Origin of the sequence: Williamsia maris, assembly GCF_024171815.1 — a bacterium.
In the GTDB taxonomy this organism is placed as follows: domain Bacteria; phylum Actinomycetota; class Actinomycetes; order Mycobacteriales; family Mycobacteriaceae; genus Williamsia_A; species Williamsia_A maris.
The window spans coordinates 613,863-631,139 of record NZ_JAMTCJ010000003.1; the positions used below are offsets into that span (position 1 = coordinate 613,863).

The 17,277-nt window shown below is 68.3% G+C and carries 19 protein-coding genes; 8 read left to right on the forward strand and 11 right to left on the reverse strand.

The window, feature by feature from the left end:
• Positions 1 to 3: 3 nt before the first annotated feature.
• The 3 genes from LX13_RS16330 to LX13_RS16340 form a co-directional block, all read right to left on the reverse strand.
• Positions 4 to 1,377: a hypothetical protein gene (locus LX13_RS16330; RefSeq protein ID WP_253662350.1), complete on the reverse strand. Its 1,374-nt coding sequence runs from the start codon at positions 1,375 to 1,377 to the stop codon at positions 4 to 6.
• A 155-nt stretch (positions 1,378 to 1,532) separates the two neighbouring features.
• Entirely contained in the window at positions 1,533 to 2,240 is a 708-nt protein-coding gene (locus LX13_RS16335) for a GntR family transcriptional regulator (protein WP_253662351.1), read from the reverse strand.
• The gene (locus LX13_RS16340) at positions 2,237 to 2,752 is read right to left on the reverse strand and encodes an HD family phosphohydrolase (RefSeq protein ID WP_253662352.1); all 516 of its coding nucleotides are present in this window, start codon (positions 2,750 to 2,752) and stop codon (positions 2,237 to 2,239) included. The genes LX13_RS16335 and LX13_RS16340 overlap by 4 nt, the downstream gene beginning before the upstream one ends.
• Positions 2,753 to 2,847: 95 nt before the next feature.
• Between LX13_RS16340 and LX13_RS16345 the strand changes: the two genes are divergently transcribed.
• From LX13_RS16345 to LX13_RS16370, 6 genes are read left to right on the forward strand one after another with little or no spacing between them, the layout of a single operon-like run.
• A complete protein-coding gene (locus tag LX13_RS16345) occupies positions 2,848 to 3,975 on the forward strand; it encodes a TIGR03364 family FAD-dependent oxidoreductase (RefSeq protein WP_253662353.1) in 1,128 nt (375 codons plus the stop codon).
• A gap of 30 nt (positions 3,976 to 4,005) precedes the next feature.
• Complete coding sequence (locus LX13_RS16350; RefSeq protein WP_253662354.1) at positions 4,006 to 4,695, forward strand: phosphonatase-like hydrolase; 690 nt, start codon at positions 4,006 to 4,008, stop codon at positions 4,693 to 4,695.
• Positions 4,696 to 4,727: 32 nt separating this feature from the next.
• The gene (locus LX13_RS16355; protein WP_253662355.1) at positions 4,728 to 5,783 is read left to right on the forward strand and encodes a 2-aminoethylphosphonate ABC transporter substrate-binding protein; all 1,056 of its coding nucleotides are present in this window, start codon (positions 4,728 to 4,730) and stop codon (positions 5,781 to 5,783) included.
• Positions 5,784 to 5,785: 2 nt separating this feature from the next.
• Complete coding sequence (locus tag LX13_RS16360) at positions 5,786 to 6,979, forward strand: ABC transporter ATP-binding protein (protein WP_253662356.1); 1,194 nt, start codon at positions 5,786 to 5,788, stop codon at positions 6,977 to 6,979.
• Entirely contained in the window at positions 6,976 to 7,896 is a 921-nt protein-coding gene (locus LX13_RS16365) for a 2-aminoethylphosphonate ABC transporter permease subunit (RefSeq protein WP_253662357.1), read from the forward strand. Before LX13_RS16360 ends, LX13_RS16365 begins: the two co-directional genes overlap by 4 nt.
• Entirely contained in the window at positions 7,874 to 8,671 is a 798-nt protein-coding gene (locus LX13_RS16370; RefSeq protein WP_253662358.1) for an ABC transporter permease, read from the forward strand. Before LX13_RS16365 ends, LX13_RS16370 begins: the two co-directional genes overlap by 23 nt.
• A 39-nt stretch (positions 8,672 to 8,710) precedes the next feature.
• Here LX13_RS16370 and LX13_RS16375 read toward each other — a convergent pair whose 3' ends face one another.
• From LX13_RS16375 to LX13_RS16395, 5 genes are all read right to left on the reverse strand, one after another.
• A complete protein-coding gene (locus tag LX13_RS16375; protein WP_253662359.1) occupies positions 8,711 to 10,009 on the reverse strand; it encodes a carboxylesterase family protein in 1,299 nt (432 codons plus the stop codon).
• A complete protein-coding gene (locus LX13_RS16380) occupies positions 10,006 to 10,803 on the reverse strand; it encodes an alpha/beta fold hydrolase (RefSeq protein WP_253662360.1) in 798 nt (265 codons plus the stop codon). The genes LX13_RS16375 and LX13_RS16380 overlap by 4 nt, the downstream gene beginning before the upstream one ends.
• A gap of 49 nt (positions 10,804 to 10,852) precedes the next feature.
• Positions 10,853 to 11,560, reverse strand: coding sequence for a YoaK family protein (locus tag LX13_RS16385; protein WP_253662361.1), 708 nt, complete (start codon positions 11,558 to 11,560; stop codon positions 10,853 to 10,855).
• Between the two features lie 62 nt (positions 11,561 to 11,622).
• Positions 11,623 to 12,048 (reverse strand): tautomerase family protein, encoded by a 426-nt coding sequence (locus tag LX13_RS16390; protein ID WP_253662362.1) that lies wholly within the window; start codon positions 12,046 to 12,048, stop codon positions 11,623 to 11,625.
• 26 nt (positions 12,049 to 12,074) lie between these two features.
• Positions 12,075 to 12,776, reverse strand: coding sequence for an SDR family oxidoreductase (locus LX13_RS16395; protein ID WP_253662363.1), 702 nt, complete (start codon positions 12,774 to 12,776; stop codon positions 12,075 to 12,077).
• 93 nt (positions 12,777 to 12,869) lie between these two features.
• On the opposite strand from LX13_RS16395, the gene LX13_RS16400 reads away from it, so the two are divergent.
• The gene (locus LX13_RS16400) at positions 12,870 to 13,334 is read left to right on the forward strand and encodes a winged helix-turn-helix transcriptional regulator (protein WP_253662794.1); all 465 of its coding nucleotides are present in this window, start codon (positions 12,870 to 12,872) and stop codon (positions 13,332 to 13,334) included.
• A gap of 1 nt (position 13,335) precedes the next feature.
• Here LX13_RS16400 and LX13_RS16405 read toward each other — a convergent pair whose 3' ends face one another.
• Both LX13_RS16405 and LX13_RS16410 read right to left on the reverse strand, forming a co-directional pair.
• Positions 13,336 to 14,115, reverse strand: coding sequence for an acetoin reductase (locus LX13_RS16405; RefSeq protein WP_253662364.1), 780 nt, complete (start codon positions 14,113 to 14,115; stop codon positions 13,336 to 13,338).
• Entirely contained in the window at positions 14,112 to 15,170 is a 1,059-nt protein-coding gene (locus LX13_RS16410; RefSeq protein ID WP_253662365.1) for a 2,3-butanediol dehydrogenase, read from the reverse strand. The genes LX13_RS16405 and LX13_RS16410 overlap by 4 nt, the downstream gene beginning before the upstream one ends.
• 209 nt (positions 15,171 to 15,379) lie before the next feature.
• Here LX13_RS16410 and LX13_RS16415 point away from each other — a divergent pair, with 209 nt between their 5' ends.
• Complete coding sequence (locus LX13_RS16415) at positions 15,380 to 16,528, forward strand: hypothetical protein (protein WP_372499923.1); 1,149 nt, start codon at positions 15,380 to 15,382, stop codon at positions 16,526 to 16,528.
• 25 nt (positions 16,529 to 16,553) lie between these two features.
• Here the strand turns inward: LX13_RS16415 and LX13_RS16420 are convergent, their stop codons facing one another.
• Positions 16,554 to 17,264, reverse strand: a complete 711-nt coding sequence (locus LX13_RS16420; protein WP_253662366.1) for a GAF and ANTAR domain-containing protein — start codon at positions 17,262 to 17,264, stop codon at positions 16,554 to 16,556.
• Positions 17,265 to 17,277 lie beyond the last annotated feature (13 nt).

The following is a 17,277-nucleotide window of genomic DNA, read 5'->3' on the forward strand; positions in this document are numbered from 1 at the left end:
ACCTCACCGACCACCGGTGCCCGCCGGACGGTCGGCCCCGCCGGTCAGACAGATCGACCGCAGCACGTTGTGGAACGTCACCAGTCCGTAGGTGCGGGGTGCGTCCAGGACGGCACCGGGGTTCGGGATCAGTTGCACCAACTGTTCTCTCGACACCGACGGCACCAGCATCTGCAGGGCGGACACGGTCAGCGCGCGGTTCTGCCGCAGACCGAGCGTGGCGAGCTGCGTGGCCAGGCCATAGGAGTAGTAGCCGGCGGTCAACGACTTGGTCACCGTCAGGTCGGCCAGCGGGATCGTCCGACGGAAGTCGAGGCGTTCGCTGTTGTTGTGGATGAGTCCGACGATGGCGTCGGTCGCCGTACCTCCGACCGTCGGGACCAATCCGAGTCCGAACGCGAACAGCTGCTCGACGAACGAGAAGTCCTGTGGATCCTCGGGGATGAGGTTGGACGGCACCCGGGTCGTCGCCATGATGCGCCGGAGTTGCGCTGCGCGAGCGGCGATCCGACGGTCCGCGGCGGCATCGGTCGAGATGTGCTCGAGGTAGTTGACGGTCCGGTCCACGACGCGCGACAGCGGTACCGACGCGATCGCCGGGCAGGCGCCCGGTTCCGCGATCGCCACCTCGTCGGCGATCTGACGGAGCATGTCGGGGACCCGGTCGGGGAAACGCAGGTCCTTGATCGGTCGTCCGGCACGGGCCTTCTCGCTCCTGGTCACCGACGCCACACAGGCACCGACGAGCTGCTCGCGCAGGTACGGGTAGACGAGGTCGGCGATGGACGTGGTGAGCGTCAGAGGTAGCGCGATGAGCTGGCCGAGGCTGACCGGGCCGAGCGACGCGATGGCCGGGATGGTGCCCGAGATGAGCTTCATGGGGATGAACACCGTGACCGACAGGTAGAGCCAGACGGTCTCGATCGCCTGCGCCAACGTCATGTTCTCGATCGATATCGCGTTGTGCGACAAACCGTTCCGAATGTTGACCAGCTGCGTGACGATGTAGTTCGACACCGGGTCGCGGTACTTCAGGCTGGGCGAGTCCTCGCTCGCGCCCATGCCCCGCGGGTCGTTCGAGACGGCCAACAGGGACACGTGGAGTCGGTTCATCGTCCGATGGGTCTGCGCCTTGATCGCCGGGGCGTCCCGACGGACCTGCGCGGGCAGTTGCGGCAGCAGGGAGTCGAAGACCGCGTCGTAGACCTCGCCCAGGGTGGCGAAGGTGGAGCCGACACACTGCCTGGGTTCGCCGCGGGGTGGGGTGGGAGCCGCGTGCGCCACGGCGGGGCCGATCACGCCGCACATCAGGGTCATCGTCGTCGCGACGACCAGGAGACGGAGTCGTGCGACCGCCGAACGTGGGGCCGGTGGCACGTGGGCGACTCCTTCGGCACGGACGCGTCCGCCGCGGTCGACGAACGCACGGTCTCGTTAGGTCGGGACAGTACTTGCCCTCGTGGTGTGCGGCAACAGATGGCGAATGTCGAGTTCACCCTGACACCGCCAGGCGAGCGCACATCTCACCGCGGTCATTCCCGCAGAACGGCTTCGAAGGCCACCCGGTCGCCGCGGTAGAGCGACCGCACCTTTTCGATCGGGCGTCCGTCGACATCGAGGCTGCGCCGATGCATCAGCAGCATCGGCATCGCGGTGGTCGTCTCGAGCAGAGTCGCCTCGCGTGGCGAGGCCAGCACGGTCTCGATGCGCTCGTTCGCGCTGCCGAAGTGCACACCCGCCTCGCGGATGGCCGCGTACAGCGAGGTCGAGGGGTCGAAGGTGTCGGTGAAGGACGCGAAACGGTTCCGGGGCAGATAGGTGCTCTCCAGGCCGAGTTTCGCGCCGTCGGCGAGCAGCACGCGTTCGAGGTGCATGACCGTCGACCCACGCTCGATGTGCAGCTCGTCGCACAGGGCGTCGTCACCGGTGATGTCCTCCCACGTCACCAGCAGACGCCCGGGCACCCGCCCATGGCTGATGGCGCCCTCGGTGTAGGACAGCAGCGACAGCGGTTGGACGAGTTTGGGCGCGGAGACCACGGTGCCCCGCCCCCGTCTCTCGATACGCCCTTCGACCAGCAGCTCGTGGAACGCCTGACGGACCGTCTCGCGCGACACCCCGAAGCGCTCGGCGAGGTCGCGCTCGGCGGGCACCGAATCCCCCACGTCCAGCGTCTCGACGATCCGTTCCAGCTCGGTGCGAACGGCGTAGTACTTGGGGACCCTGGGTACCGCGGTCACCGGGACACCACCCGGCGTGCGAACTCCAGCACCTCGTCGACCGACAACGCCTGCGCTCCCGGCACTTTGGCGGCGTCGTCGTAGCGTCGCAGCCGCAGCGCGTCCGACCACCAGGGGTGGCCCGCGCGGGACGACCGCACGAGCGCTCCGCCCTGATACGCCAGCGACCGGATCGACGTGGGCGACAACGCCGCGACGTAGTCGGGGTCGGTGGCGGCGAGGTACTGCTTGGCCCGGACGTGCGATCCGGCCAGCCATCCGACACGTTCGCCGAATCGTCGGTCGAGCCATTCCTGCGCCGCATCCTCGTGATGCACCGACGGGTCGACGGCCACCAGCGGACTGTGCCCGACGTCGTGCAGAACACTCGCGAGTATTAGTTCGTCGTCGGCGCCGTCGAGCACCGCGTGGCGACCCGCCTGCAGAGCGTGGTCGAGCTCGTCCACCTCGACCTCGTCCCACACCCCCCGCAGCGAGGCCAACACCTGCGCGGTCTCGTCGATCACGTCCATTCCATGAGCCTAGCGTATTGGTCTATACCAATTGTTCACCCAGCGTTCTCACATCGGTCATTGATTGGTCTAGACCAATGATGCACGCTGGCCTCATGAGAATTGTCGTCATCGGCGGAGGCATCCTCGGCACCTCCCACGCACGCTCGGCCGTCCTGCGCGGCCACCATGTCGTCCACCTCGAACGCGAGCCGGAAGCGCGCGGCGCGACGGTCCGCAACTTCGGCCTCGTCTGGGTGTCCGGACGCTCCGCGGGAGAACTGGCCGTGGCCAACCGATCCCGCGACCTGTGGGAGGAGATCGGTCGATCCGTGCCCGGTGTGGGCTTTCGCCCCGCCGGGTCGATCACCCTCATCCGTACCGCGGATGAGGTCGCTGTCGCCGAGGACGTGGTCGCCCGCACCGACGCCGCCGAACGCGGTTTCCGTCTCCTCGAGCCCGAGGAGGTGATCGCCGTCAACCCAGCGCTACGCGGCAAGTATCTCGCCGGACTGCACTGCACCCGTGACGGCGCGGTCGAATCGCGTGTCGCGCTCCCGGCCATCCGGCAGGTACTTCAAGCGACCGGTCGGTACGAGTTCCATCCGAGTACCGAGGCCCGCGAGGTCGTCTCGTCCGCGGACGGGGTGAACGTCCGCGATGACGCCGGGCGGACCCATCATGGTGACGCCGTCGTGCTGTGCGCCGGAGCCGCCCACGGCGGTCTCGTGCGCGAACTCGCCGGCGACCTGCCGGTGCGTCGGGTGCGGCTTCAGATGATGCAGACCGCCCCCCTCGACGAACCCCTGACCACCGCGATCGCCGACGGTGACAGCTTCCGGTACTACCCCGCGTTCGCCGGGGCGAGCCTCGACGACCTCACGACCCGCCAACCGCAGGCCGAGGTCGCCGCGGACCACCGGATGCAGTTGCTGTGCGTTCAACGCAGCCACGGCGGTCTCACGATCGGCGACACCCACCACTACGACGAGCCCTTCGACTTCGACGTCGCCGAGGCCCCCTACGACCACCTTCGTGGGGTTGTCGAGGAGCTGCTCGGTCGTGATCTCCCGCCGATCGTCCGACGCTGGGCAGGGGTGTACTCGCAGTGCACCGACCCCGCCGAGATCGTCTGCCGCCGTGAGGTCTCCCCGGGCGTCTGGGTCGTCACCGGCCCCGGTGGACGCGGTATGACCCTCGGCCCCGCGATCGGCGAGGACACCGCCGACGCGATGAACCTGTAGCCCCCTCCCTCCGCATGAGAGAAGCACCCCATGACCACCAGCACGACCTCACCCACCCGGCTTGCGGTTCTCGACATGGCAGGCACCACCGTCTCCGACGGAGGACTCGTCCTGTCGGCCTTCGACGTCGCGGCCACCACCGCCGGGATCCCCGACGACGGACCCGAGCGTGAGCACGCCCGCCAGTACGTCATCGACACGATGGGCCAGTCCAAGATCACCGTGTTCCGCGCGTTGACCGACGACGAGGACCGCGCGCAGGCAGGCAACCGTGCCTTCGAGGCCGCCTACGACGACCTGATCGGTACCGGCGACATCCACCCCATCGACGGCGCGGCCGAGACCATCGCAGCGTTGCGCGACTCCGGGATCAAGGTCGCTCTCACAACGGGTTTCAGCCGCGCCACGCAGCACCGACTCCTCGACGTCCTCGGATGGTCCGACATCGCCGACCTCACGCTGTCCCCCGAGGAGGCCGGCCGGGGACGCCCCTACCCCGACCTCGTCCTGCGAGCGGTCCTGGATCTCGAGATCGACGACGTCCGCGCCGTCGCGGTCGTCGGCGACACCTCCAGCGACGTGCTCAGCGGCCTGCGGGCCGGGGCGCGCATCGTCGCGGGCACGTTGACCGGAGCCCACGACCGGCACCAGCTCGCCGTCGCCGGTGCCACGCACATCGTCGACTCCATCTCCGATTTCGGCCATCTCGTCCTCTCCTGACACCGCTCACCACCCACCACGAAGGACCAGTCATGTCTGTTCGATCTGATCGAAAACGGTTCCGCCACAGCGCCGTCGCGATCTGCTCCACCACCGCCGTCCTGCTCACCGCCACCGCATGCGGGGGCACCGGCACCGCGACATCCGGCTCCGACACCGTCACCGTCTACAGCGCCGACGGCCTCGGCGACTGGTACAAGGCCGAGTTCGCGAAGTTCACCGAGCAGACGAAGATCTCGGTGAACTACGTGGAGGCCGGTTCCGGCGAGGTCGTCTCGCGCGTGCAGAAGGAACAGTCGAACCCACAGGCCGACCTCATGGTGACCCTGCCGCCGTTCATTCAGAAGGCCGACGGTGCCGGGCTGCTCGCGCAATCCGGGGTCGACACTTCCGCCGTCGCCGCCGACAACAAGGACGCGTCCGGCACGTACGTCTCGATCGTCGACAACTACCTGTCGTTCATCCGCAGTCCGCGTGCCACACCCGCACCCACCACCTTCGACGATCTGCTCGACCCGCGGTTCGCCGACAAGATCCAGTACTCCACCCCCGGCCAGGCCGGCGACGGCACCGCGGTCCTGCTCCTGCTGCAGCACCTGCGGGGTGAGCAAGGCGGGCTGGACTACCTGAAGCGCCTGCAGGCCAACAACGTCGGACCGTCGAGTTCCACGGGCAAGCTGCAACCGAAGGTGAGCAACGGCGAGATCATGGTCGCCAACGGTGACGTGCAGATGAACCTGACGTCCATCCGCGACGACAAATCGGCCTTCGAGGTGTTCTTCCCGGCCGACGCGAACGGGACACGCACGACGGTGTCGCTGCCCTACGTCGCGGGTGTCACGAAGGGCGCGCCGCATTCGGAGAACGCCACGAAGCTCCTGGAGTTCCTGCTGTCGTCCGAGGTCCAGAAGACCGTCGCGCCCGACGCCCTCGGGGTGTCGGTGCGTACCGACACCCCGGCCGACTCCGGCGCGAACTCACCCGCGCAGGCGATCGCCGGCGTCACCGTGTGGCGACCGGACTGGAACTCGGTGCTCACCGGCCTCGACGGGAACGTCGCCGCATACCAGAAGGCCACGGGGAGTTGACCATGTCGGACCTCAACACATCGTCCCCGCGTCGACGTCTGCGCGGCGGGACACGGTCGACACCGACACCGACACCGACGGCACCGACCGGGCCGGCCATCACCTTCGACCGTGTCACGGTCACCTACGGCCGTGGCCGCGCCGCGCAGGAGGCGCTGTCGGACTTCAGCCTCCGGGTGGCGCCCGGCGAGACGGTTGCCCTGCTCGGCCCCAGCGGCTCGGGCAAGTCGACCGCCCTCAAGGCACTGGCAGGCTTCGTCCGGCCATCCTCGGGACGCGTACGTCTCGGCGACCGTGACGTCACCGACCTCCCGCCCGCGAAGCGCGGGATCGGTGTGGTCGTCCAGTCCTACGCCCTGTTCCCGCATCTGCACGTACGGGACAACGTGGCGTTCGGCCTGCGGGCGCATCGTGTTGCCCGCAGTCAGATCTCCGATCGAGTACGCGAAGCACTCGAGATGGTCAGCATGTCCGGGTACGCCGACCGACTGCCGCGGGAGCTCTCCGGCGGGCAGCAGCAGCGCGTCGCCATCGCCCGCGCGCTGGCGATCCGTCCCGGGGTGCTGCTGCTCGACGAACCACTGGCCGCTCTCGACGCCGCCCTGCGGCAGTCGATGCTCACCGAGTTGCAGGAGCTGCGGGCCGCCCTGCCCGACACGGCGATGCTCTACGTGACCCACGATCAGACCGAGGCGCTCGCCCTGGCCGACCGGGTGGCGGTGATGCGCGACGCGCGTCTGGTCGACGTCGACACCGCCGACACGCTATGGACCCGCCCTCCGTCGGCGTTCACCGCTGCCTTCCTCGGTGGCGCGAACCTCCTTCCCTGCACGATCGGGCGGGTGTCGGGGACCAGCGCCCTGGTCTCGGTCGGTGATCGCATGCTCGACGTCACCGCGCCGGCCACCCGTGTCGGGGCGCCGGGCTGGTCCCCGGGCACACCGGCGATGGTCTGCATCCGGCCCCACGAGATCTCCGTCGCCACGACCTCGGGACGCGGCGCGATCCGCGCGCGGGTCACGGCTGCGGTGTGGCAGGGGGCGACGACGCGCGTCACCCTGGCCGTCGACGGTCTCCCGGACGTGCTGCTCGACGCCGATCTCCCGGGCCGGTCCGACCACGCGATCGACTCGGTCGTGTGGGTGACGTTCCCACCCGGCTCCGGAGTGCTCGTGTCGACGAACAGCGCGTCATGACCGCCGGTCTCGTCCAACGCCCACCCGGGGCGCCGACCCCGGTGCCCAACCCACCCGTGCGGCGCAGCGCCGCCGTGTGGTGGACGATCGGGCCGCTGGTGATCGTCGCCGTCGTGGCGGTCTACCCGCTGGTGCGGGTACTGCTGAACTCCACGTCGGGGCGCGGGTCGAGTTCGTGGTCCGGGGTGTTGTCGTCCGAGCTGTTCCGGACGTCGCTGCTCACCACCGCGCGGATCTCGGCCTGTGCGACCCTCGGCTGCCTGGTGCTCGGCACGTTCATCGCGGTGATCCTGGCTTTCGTCCCGTTCCCCGGCTCGACGATCGTGGGGCGTCTGATCGACACCGTCCTCGCGCTGCCGTCGTTCCTCATCACGCTCGCCTTCACGTTCATCTACGGCAGCGCAGGCATCGTCAACGCGGCGCTGTTCGAGATCACCGGGTCCCGTCCGGTGAACTTCCTGACCACCGAGCTCGGTGTGATCGTCGCCGAGATCACCTTCTTCACCCCGTTCGTCGTGCGACCCCTGCTCGCCGCGTTCGCGATGGTCCCGCGTGAACAGCTCGACGTCGCGGCGAGTCTCGGGGCCTCGCCGTGGCGGGTGTTACGCACCGTCGTGATGCCCGAGGCGTGGCCGGCACTGATCGCCGGCGGCGGCCTGGTGTTGCTGCTGACGCTCAACGAATTCGGGATCGTCCTGTTCACCGGCGCCAAGGACGTCACCACGCTCCCCGTCCTGATCTACACCCGCGGCATCGTCACCTTCGACCTCCCCGGGGCCGCGGTGATCGCCACCGTCCAGGTCGGACTGTCGATCGGCCTGTACCTGCTGTATCGAAAGGCGTTCGCACGGATGACCTCCGGCCGCGATACGTCGACACGGAAGGACGACGGCAATGCTGTTCTGGACCAGGCGTAGTCGCGCCGCGGTATGGGCCCTGTTCGGGATCGTGGTGACGATCGTCTTCGTCGCGCCGATCGCCACCGTCGTCCTCGCCGCCTTCGCCGGGTCGTGGAACGGCCCGCTGCCGACCGATCTGGGGGTGGCCCGCTTCGGTGATGCGTTGTCCGGCGACGACCTCGCCAGCCTGTCGGTGAGTCTGCAGACCGCGGTCATCGCCGGCGCGCTGGCACTGGTCGTCGGGACCTGGGCCGCGCTGGCCGCCCGCTCGGCGCCGCCGTGGCTGCGGCGCGTGACCGACGCCGCGTTCCACATCCCCATCGCCGTGCCGTCGGTGGCGATCGGCCTGGGACTGCTGATCTCGTTCAACTCACGCCCGCTGCTGTTGGGCGGGACCAAGTGGATCGTCATCGTCGCGCACATGGTGTTGGTGCTGGCCTTCGCGTTCAGCTCGGTCTCGGCGGCGACCGAACGTTTGGATCCCGCACTACGACAGGCGGCTCAATCCCTGGGCGCGAGCCCGGCCCGAGTCCTGTTCCGTGTCGAACTCCCGCTGTTGTTGCCCGCGCTCGGCGCCGCCGCCGGGCTCGCGATCGCACTGTCGATGGGCGAGCTGGGGGCCACCATCATGGTGTATCCGCCGACATGGAAGACGTTGCCGGTCAGCATCTTCGGATTGTCGGATCGCGGTCAGGCGTTGTCCGCGGCCGCTCTCACCACCATCCTGTTGGCCGTGACCCTGCTGGTTCTCGCGGCCGTGAGCAGATTGCGTACCCGCGCGGCCGTCCGCTGACTCCCCGCGTCGGGACGCAGCGCTCCCGGACCCGCCGGGTCAGAAGATCAGTGACCGAGTGCCCAGCCCGGCGACACCGTCGCGTGCGAACGCCGCCCAGGTGCGTCGCATGCGCGCCGCCAGTTGGGGTTCGGGCTCCTGGCCGCCGAGCATCATCGCGTCCGACCACGAACCGCTGAACAGGAACGGCAACTCGATGGAGTGACACGCCCCGAGCAGGCCGGTCCGCGGCGCCCAGCCGAACACGTACTGCGCTGCGGCTCCGCCCGCGTCGGTCCACTGTGCGGCGAGACCCTGCGCCGACCGGCCGAACACCGCGTGCGTGACCCGTCGGACGATGAGGCGGTACAGCGCCCGCCCGGGGAACCCGGCGCGGGTCAGACCTTCGGCACGCGGGTCACCGAGGACGTAGGGCGACGCATCCTGAGCGGTGTGGCCGACCAGCAATTCGCATCGCCGGGCGACGTCCGCGAGGCGGGCAACGGCCGACTCCTGCGACGGCAGCGGCGCGATCCCCATCCGCGTCCCGAACGGCAGCGCACCGACGGACTTGTACGACGTCGCCAGGACGGCGAGTTCGCGCTGCGCGGCGAGGATCTCGTCGGTGGTCGCGGTCGACGGGTCACCGAGCAACTCACCCAGTCGCGCGCGCAGAGCCCCGACCATCTCGGCGCGACCCATCCGCATCCCCAGCGGCGCACTCTGCACGATGGCGCGCTGGTAGAGACCGTCCGCATCGGCCGACAGCATCATCGACACCACGGCGTCACCACCCGCCGAGTGGCCGGCGATCGTGACCCGACCCGGATCGCCGCCGAACGCCGCGATGGACGCCCGCACCCACCGCAACGCCGCGATCTGGTCGTGCAACCCGAGGTTGTCGTGGTCGGCACCGGGTGGTGTGAGGTACCCCAGGACACCCAACCGGTAGGTCACGCTGACGACGACGATCCCCTCCCGCGCAAGGTCGTCGGCGTCGTACTGCGGGGCCTCACCGGCACCGGAGACGTAGGCGCCGCCGTGGAACCACACCAGGACCGGCTGATCGCGCGCGTCGGCCGCGGCGGTCACCGACACCACCTGGCAGTCCTCGGACTGGCGGAGATCCGCCCCGACCGCTCCGGCCACGGTGTCGAGACGCGAGGGGTCCTGCGGTGCCGCCGGTCCACGGTTCACCGCGGGGCGAGGCTCGGTCCACGGCGACACCGGCCGCGGGAGGCCGAAACGATCGGCGGTGGCGTACGGGATCCCCCTCGCGCGGACGACGTCGTCGTCCACCGACACGGTGATCGGCCCGTCCGCGGTGACGACGATCTTCTCCGTGGGCCCGTCGCTCATACGGCTGCGGGAAGCTCGCTGCCGGACAACAGGATCGACGCGATCAGCTCGGGGTTGTCGCCCATGGGTACGTGACCGACACCGGGTACCGAGATCAGCCGCGCATGCGGGAAGTGCTCGAGCACATTGTGACGGTTGCGGTACGGCAGGATGAGATCGCGCGTACCCCAGGCCACGGTCACCGGCACGGCCGGAGACGTCAACGCGGGCAACGGGAACGGCTCGTCGACACCGCCGGCCAGGGTGGTGTTGGTCAGCAGCGAGTTCAGGTCGACGACCGCGGCCTCGTACGACACCCGGCTGGGATGGGCGAAGAACGGCGCCAACGACGGGTAGCGGATGAACCGGCTCCGGAACGCGGCCGGCGCCCGCTTCCCGAGTTTGGAGGCGGCGGTCCGCAGGATGGCGAACTTGGTCAGGCTGCGTGCCTGCGCGGCGGGACCGTTCCAGAAACCGGCCGGCGACAACGCCGTCGCCGACGCCACCTCGCCCCGCGCGGCCAGACACATCGAGAGGTAGCCGCCCAGCGAGTTGCCCGCGACGTGCACGGGTCCGTCGGATGCCTCGAGTTCACCGATGAGCTCGGCGAGCCGGTCGGTGAACTGCTCCAGGCGCTGAGCGCCGAAGACGTCGAGATCGTCGGACTCACCGTGTCCGGGAAGGTCGACGGTGACCACCTTCCGGTACGGGGTGAGCAGGTCGAGCACCGGATCCCAGGCCTGGCGTCGATGCACGACCCCGTGCACCAGCACCAACGTCGGACCCGCACCCGCCACGTCGTATCGCAATCCCATGGTCGGAACTGTAGCGACGCCCTCGACGGTCACTCCCGCGTACCGAGGGTCAACCGAGAATCGTCTTCCGATCGGTGTGGAAGAAGGTGACCGCGGTGGCCGCGGCGCACAACACACCGGCGCCGTACAGGACGTACCCGTCGTCGATGATCGTGCCGACGATGCCGCCGAACGCGGCGCCCGCGATGAAACCCGCATAGAGCAACGTGTAGCCGAGCCAGTCGTACATCGTGCCGCCGCCGCGGGCATGCCGTTCGATGCCCTGCCCGAGCTTGACCAGGGTGCCGGTGACGTAACTCAACGGGATGGACACCTCGCCGTTCTTGACGAACGCCGCGTTGAGCGCGCCGACGGAGAACGCCACGATGACGATCGGCACATAGGTGACGTCGTTGCCGTCGAACCCGTTGAGGACGAAGTCGGTCGTCCCCGCGGTGAACAGTCCGATCGTGGTGAGCACCGTCGCCCCGTGGGGATGGTTCTTCCAGAAGCGGCGTCGCATGTACATCGCGATGGCCACCCCGGAGATGAACGCCACGATCAGGATTGCGGCATTGAGCGCGGACGGGCCGATCACCCCACGGGATCGGGTTGTGTCGAACCCCTGCAGCACAGCACGTTCGGTGTTACCGGTCATGAAGGTGACGAAGTAGCCCTCCGAATCGAGGAAGGCTGCGGCGCCGATCATCCCGGCAACCGCGGCGAGTATCCAGGACAGGCGGGCTTCCGCGCCGATCGCATCTTCTTTGGTGATCATTATTGTCGGATTTTATGTGACAAGACGCTGATCGGCTCGGCAGAGCCGAGTTGATCTGCGTCTCAGTAGGGCGCGGGAGTGTTGGTCCGCGCCCACTCCTTCTCCGCGTCCGAGCGGGCCGGCGGCGGAACCAGGCCGTTGATCATCCAGAGTTCCTCGCTGGTCTCGTCGATGTGGAACTCCCAGTGCAGACCATCGTGACGGTCGAGGTAGGGGGCCAACACGTCCCCGACCCACCGCGCCGTGCGGCGCCGACTCGCCGAATCGGGCAGATGCCGCGCGATGTGGGCGATCTCGACCCGCGCGCTCAACGGCGCCGAGACACCGCCGACGAAGAAGTTGTCGGCGGTCACCTCACGGAAGACGACGACCACGTAGAACCTCGGCAGTCCGACCTTCTCGTACCGGTCGGTGATCTCGCCGGCGAGCGAGGCCTTGTCGTCGTCGGAGAAGACGCCCGGCGAATGGTGGATCGTCCAGAGTGGCATCGATTTTCTCCTGGTCGGGCGACGGGTCAGTGCGCTGAGGTGAACGTGAGGTTCTCGACCGGTCCGGCGAGCATGGCCTTGACCGCGACGGTGGTGTCGTCGGCCAGTACCTCGACCTCCCCCGCCTCGAGCCCGTCGAGGATGCGAGCCGCGATCACCGCGGGCGACGTCTTCGGCAACCCGATGTCGGACACCATCTCGGTGTCGATGAAGCCGGCGTGCACGCCGAGGACATGGGTGTTCTGCTCCGCGAGTTCGGTCCGCAGCGAGTTGGTGATCGACCACAACGCCGCCTTCGATGCACCGTAGGCCCCGCTTCCGCCGAGCCACGAGAGCACCGAGTGGACGTTGACGACGGCGCCGCCGCCGTTCGCGGCCAGGATCGGGGCGAACGCTCGGACGACCCGCAGCGGCCCGAAGGCATTGACCTCGAACGTGTTCACGACATCGGTGAGATCACCGGTCAGCAGGGGCGCGGGCAACAACACCCCCGCGTTGTTGATGACGATGTCCACGTCACCCGCGATTGCCGCCAGCGCGTCGACCGAATCCTGCGAGCCGACCTCGAGTACCGAAGTCGTGACGGCCGGCCGCGGGTCGTCGAACGCTGAGCGGGCGGTGGAGTGGACTGCCCGCGCCCCGCGCGCCAGCACCTCGTCGACCAGCGCCGCACCCAGACCGCGCCGACCCCCCGTCACCAGAACCACCGCGCCGTCGATCGATGTCATGACCCACTCCCTCTGACTAATGTTGTCGTTAGCCAGGAGTCTAGGCATCTTCCCCTGACTAACGCAAGCGTTAGTTATAGTGGGGTCATGCCCATGGAGTTCGAGACACGACTGGCCGACCGCGATCGATGGCGCGCCGATCAGTGTTCGGCGGCCAAGGCGCTCGATCTGCTCAGCACCAAGACCGTGTTCCTCGTCGTACGGGAATGCTTCTACGGCACCTCCCGTTTCGAGGACTTCGTCGACCGCATCGGCGTCTCGGCGCCCGCGGTCTCCCGCGCCCTGCGACAGCTGGAGTCGGCGAATGTGGTCACCCGCACGCCCTACCGGGAAGCGGGTGCGCGCACACGCGACGAGTACCACCTCACCGCGGCCGGCGAGGACCTCCTGCCGGTCGTGCTCTCGCTCGTGCAGTGGGGCGACGCCCACCTACAGGACGGGAGGCCGCCGTTGCGGTTCGTCGACGGTGACAGTGGCGATGCGATCCGCGTGAGCGTGACGGCCGAACGCGGACGCGAGGTCGGCGCCGACAGCATCTCGATCCGGGCCACCCGCTGATCTAGCGGTAGACCAACCCACCGTCGATGAGCACCGCCTGTCCGGTCATGTAATCCGAGTCCGGCCCGGCCAGAAACGACACGAACGAGGCCACGTCGTCGGGTGTCTCGGCGCGGCCCAACGCGATCCCCTCGACGAACTTCTCGTAGGTGGATCCGACCTCGGCGCCGGTCAGGTCCGCGAACCGCTGGTCGATGGTCACCCACATGTCCGTCCCGACCACCCCCGGGCAGTAGGCGTTCACCGTTATCTTCTCCGCGGCATACTCTTTCGCCGCCGCCTGGGTCAGTGCCCGCACCGCGAACTTCGTGGCGCTGTAGACGCCGAGCATCGCGAAGCCGTCGTGTCCGGCGATCGACGAGGCGTTGATGATCTTCCCGCCGTGTCCCAGCGACCGGAACTTCGCGGCAGCGGCCTGGATCCCCCACAGGACACCGTCGACGTTGACCGACCAGATGGCGGAGAGCTGTTCGGGCGTCACGTCGTCGAGGGGCGCCACCTGAGCGATACCCGCGTTGTTCACGATGATGTCGAACCCGTCGAGTGACGACGCCGCCTCGTCGACGGCCGAGAACACCTGCTCCCGGTCGGAGACGTCCGCGACGACGGTCAGCGCTCGCCGACCCAGGCCGCGCACCTCCTCGGCGACCGCATCGATCCCGTCCGGTTTGACGTCGACCAGCGCGAGATCGGCACCGTCACGGGCCAATCGGAGTGCTATACCGCGCCCGATGCCCTGACCGGCGCCGGTGACCAGCGCGACCTTTCCGTCGATGCTCATCGTGTCGCCGCCAACGACGGATCGATCAGGACCTTCATCTTGGTGCCCGCGTGCAACGCCTCGAAACCCTCGTCGAGGACGTCGTCGAGTGCGATGGTGCTGACCCACCCGGTGGTGTCGTAGCGCCCCTGCTCCATCAGACCGATGACCGCCTCGTAGTCGGCGGAGGTGTAACAGAGCGAGCCCTGGATCCGGGACTCGTTCATCACCAGGTTCAGAAGCGGTGTCGTCAGGGGCTTCTCGTAGATCGCGACACTCACCAGCGGTTTGCGCGCGCCCACACAACCCAGTGCGGTCTGCACCGACGCCTCGACCCCCGCGGCGTCGTACGCCGCGTCGGCGCCGCGGCCCGCGGTGGTGTCGGCAACGAACTCGGGTACGTCGATCGCGGTCGGATCCAGGGTCTTCGCGCCCAGCGCCTCGATGGCCGCGCGGCGGGTCGCCGACGGCTCGACGACGTGGACGTGGTCGAGGCCCATGCCCGTGAGGGCGAACCACAGACCGATCCCGATCGGGCCCGCCCCGAAGACCAGGGCGGTGTCACCGGGATGGACATCACCCAGTGCGGCAGCGTGATACGCCACCGACATCGGTTCCACCAGAGCCCCGAGCTCGAGCGAGACGTTGTCCGGGAGTCGATGCAGCATCCGTTGGGGCACAACGGTGTACTGGGCCATCGCGCCGTCGGACATCAGGCCGTGGAAACCGATGGTGGAGCAGATGTTGTAGTTGCCCGCCCGACACGAATGACACTCGTCGCATCGGTAGAGCGGTTCGACGGCCACCCGATCGCCGGGCGCCCACCCGCTCACGCCGGAGCCCACCTCGGTGACGGTGCCTGCGAATTCGTGGCCCATGACCAACGGGAGTTGTTGACCGGTCAGCGCGTGCGGTTCGGTGGGGATGAAGATCGGACCCGCGTAGTACTCGTGGAGGTCGGTGCCGCAGATGCCGTTGAAACCCACCTCGATCTTCACCTCCCCGGGACCGACCTGCGGCTCGTCGACGTCGGTGACCTCGAGTTTGTTCGGACCGTAATAGACGGCAGCTCGCATCGATCGCTCCTTGTTCGGTGGCGTCGTCGCCACGGTGTACGGAACGTATGTGAGCCAGAGCACATGCCGACAGAGTTGCAGACCGTTGCATGTGTCGAGCGGCCCGACGTGATCGTTCGACGAGATCGACTGCAACCCTCTGCAACTCTGCCGGATGGTTGTGATCCAGCTCATAGTGAGCGCGAATCCATTCATCGAAGGAGCTCACCTTGTCCACGACACAGCAGGACGCACGTCCGCAGCCGGCCGCCGAACCACCCGAGGCCGGCGGCCGCTGGGTCGCGTTCGGCCTGGCCAACCTGGTGGTGGTGATCGTGCTGTCGGTGGGGAGTTGGTACCTGTTGGCCGACCCCGATCTCAGTCCGTGGAGCTTCTACCCACTCCCGTTCAACGCGGCGCTGTTCTGGGCGATCCTGTTCGTGGTGTTCATCGGGTTCAACGCGGAGTTCGCCGGGTTCGATCGGTTGCGACAGCCGTGGCGGGGCCTGGCGATCGCCGGGTCCACCGCGGTGTTCTCGGTCGCCGTCACCTGGGTCCTCGGAGAAGGGCTCGGACACATCGACCCCGACTTCGCGGTCGGGCGCGACGGCGGGCTCGGATGGTTCACCGGCGCGTTGTTCGTCCTGTTCGGCTTCAGCACGTTCGTGATGGTGGTGCTCAACTGGGGCCACTGGCCCTGGCCGCAGCTGGGCCTGCGCCAGCCCGCCGTCGGGATGGCCGAGATCGCCGCGGTCGCCGGTCCGACCATGCTCATCTACGTCGTGTTCGGACTGCCCTCGGTGTCGCTGAGCAGCGGCGTCGACCCGTTGATGTCGGTGGACACCGTTCTCGGCCTCTTCTACTCGTTCATCGTCGCGGTCATCCTCACCGGCCAGACGCTCGACAACTGGCCGTGGCGACTGGCGGGCAGTCCCGCGCGGGTCGCCCTCGCCTCGACCGTCGGGAACATCGTCCTCGGTGCGATCTTCTACCTCGTGGCGATCCCCGCCATCACAGCGCTGTTCGGTTCACTGACCGCCGATGCCCTCGGCGACGTCATCCACCAGTACCCCGCGCAACTCGGGGTCTGCTGGGCGTTCTGGATGATCCTCTGGGCCAACGCGTTCGGCAACCGACCGACGAGTCTCGGCACGCCCGCGAACCTGGTCATCCGGTTCCTGATCACCCTGGCCCTCGCAGTGGCGACGTTCGTCTTCTACTACCGCTTCGCCGCCGAACACATCCTGCACGAGCCCGCCGCGGGCCCGGGGATCGCGGGCAACGCGCTGGGGTTCATCGACTGGATGGTCCTGTGGACCCTGATCTATGTCGTCGGGTTCGAGTCACTGGGCCTGCGACGTCGCCTGCAGCCGACGTGAGTCGGATGCCGGCGCCCGCCCGGGATCACTCCGATGCGGACGGGTGATCGGTCTCGACGAGCTGCGTGGCCAGTTCGACCAGCTTGACGTTGCTGTCCTGCGACAGCCGACGCAGCAACTCGAACGCCTGCACTGCGTCGATGCTGAACCGCTCCATGATCATGCCCTTGGCCTGGCCGATGATGTCGCGGCTGGCCAACGCACTGTTGAACTGGATGTTGCGCTCGCTCGCGATCCAGGCGTTCGCGGCGTGGGCGGCGAAGATCGCGCCGATCTCCTCGATGTCCTCGGCGAAGTTGCCCTTGGCACGCGAGTAGAGCGTCAGCGATCCGAGCGTCTCGGCCGCGGTGTACAGCCGGAAGGACAGGATCGATCGGAACGGGATCGACGCGAGCGCATCGGGGGTGTAGGCGGGCCATCGGGTCTCGGTGCTCAGATCGTCCACGCGCACGATCGGCTCGTCCCACGCGGCGGCCAGGCAGGGACCCTCGCCGTGGATGACCTGGATCTGGTTGTGTCGAACGGCCAGTTCGTCGGTGGCGATCTGGGTCTTGAGCTCCGCGCGACCGGTGGTCACCGAGATGCTGGCGGACTCGGCACCCGGCACGTTCGCCACCGCACCCTCGACCACGTCCCGCAGGACGTCGTCGAGCGATCGGTCCTTCGCCGAGTGCAGCCGCCGAGCGAGCTCGGCTATCCCGCGATGAATGTTCCTGTCCAGAGACTCGTCGCTCATCGGAGCACCTTCC

Bases quoted from the DNA above. Each gene is read 5' to 3' on its own strand.
- LX13_RS16340 (WP_253662352.1), bottom strand. From the start codon at position 2,752: ATGGACGTGATCGACGAGACCGCGCAGGTGTTGGCCTCGCTGCGGGGG.
- LX13_RS16345 (WP_253662353.1), top strand. From the start codon at position 2,848: ATGAGAATTGTCGTCATCGGCGGAGGCATCCTCGGCACCTCCCACGCA.
- LX13_RS16350 (WP_253662354.1), top strand. From the start codon at position 4,006: ATGACCACCAGCACGACCTCACCCACCCGGCTTGCGGTTCTCGACATG.
- LX13_RS16355 (WP_253662355.1), top strand. From the start codon at position 4,728: ATGTCTGTTCGATCTGATCGAAAACGGTTCCGCCACAGCGCCGTCGCG.
- LX13_RS16360 (WP_253662356.1), top strand. From the start codon at position 5,786: ATGTCGGACCTCAACACATCGTCCCCGCGTCGACGTCTGCGCGGCGGG.
- LX13_RS16365 (WP_253662357.1), top strand. From the start codon at position 6,976: ATGACCGCCGGTCTCGTCCAACGCCCACCCGGGGCGCCGACCCCGGTG.
- LX13_RS16370 (WP_253662358.1), top strand. From the start codon at position 7,874: ATGCTGTTCTGGACCAGGCGTAGTCGCGCCGCGGTATGGGCCCTGTTC.
- LX13_RS16375 (WP_253662359.1), bottom strand. From the start codon at position 10,009: ATGAGCGACGGGCCCACGGAGAAGATCGTCGTCACCGCGGACGGGCCG.
- LX13_RS16380 (WP_253662360.1), bottom strand. From the start codon at position 10,803: ATGGGATTGCGATACGACGTGGCGGGTGCGGGTCCGACGTTGGTGCTG.
- LX13_RS16385 (WP_253662361.1), bottom strand. From the start codon at position 11,560: ATGATCACCAAAGAAGATGCGATCGGCGCGGAAGCCCGCCTGTCCTGG.
- LX13_RS16390 (WP_253662362.1), bottom strand. From the start codon at position 12,048: ATGCCACTCTGGACGATCCACCATTCGCCGGGCGTCTTCTCCGACGAC.
- LX13_RS16395 (WP_253662363.1), bottom strand. From the start codon at position 12,776: ATGACATCGATCGACGGCGCGGTGGTTCTGGTGACGGGGGGTCGGCGC.
- LX13_RS16400 (WP_253662794.1), top strand. From the start codon at position 12,870: ATGGAGTTCGAGACACGACTGGCCGACCGCGATCGATGGCGCGCCGAT.
- LX13_RS16405 (WP_253662364.1), bottom strand. From the start codon at position 14,115: ATGAGCATCGACGGAAAGGTCGCGCTGGTCACCGGCGCCGGTCAGGGC.
- LX13_RS16410 (WP_253662365.1), bottom strand. From the start codon at position 15,170: ATGCGAGCTGCCGTCTATTACGGTCCGAACAAACTCGAGGTCACCGAC.
- LX13_RS16420 (WP_253662366.1), bottom strand. From the start codon at position 17,264: ATGAGCGACGAGTCTCTGGACAGGAACATTCATCGCGGGATAGCCGAG.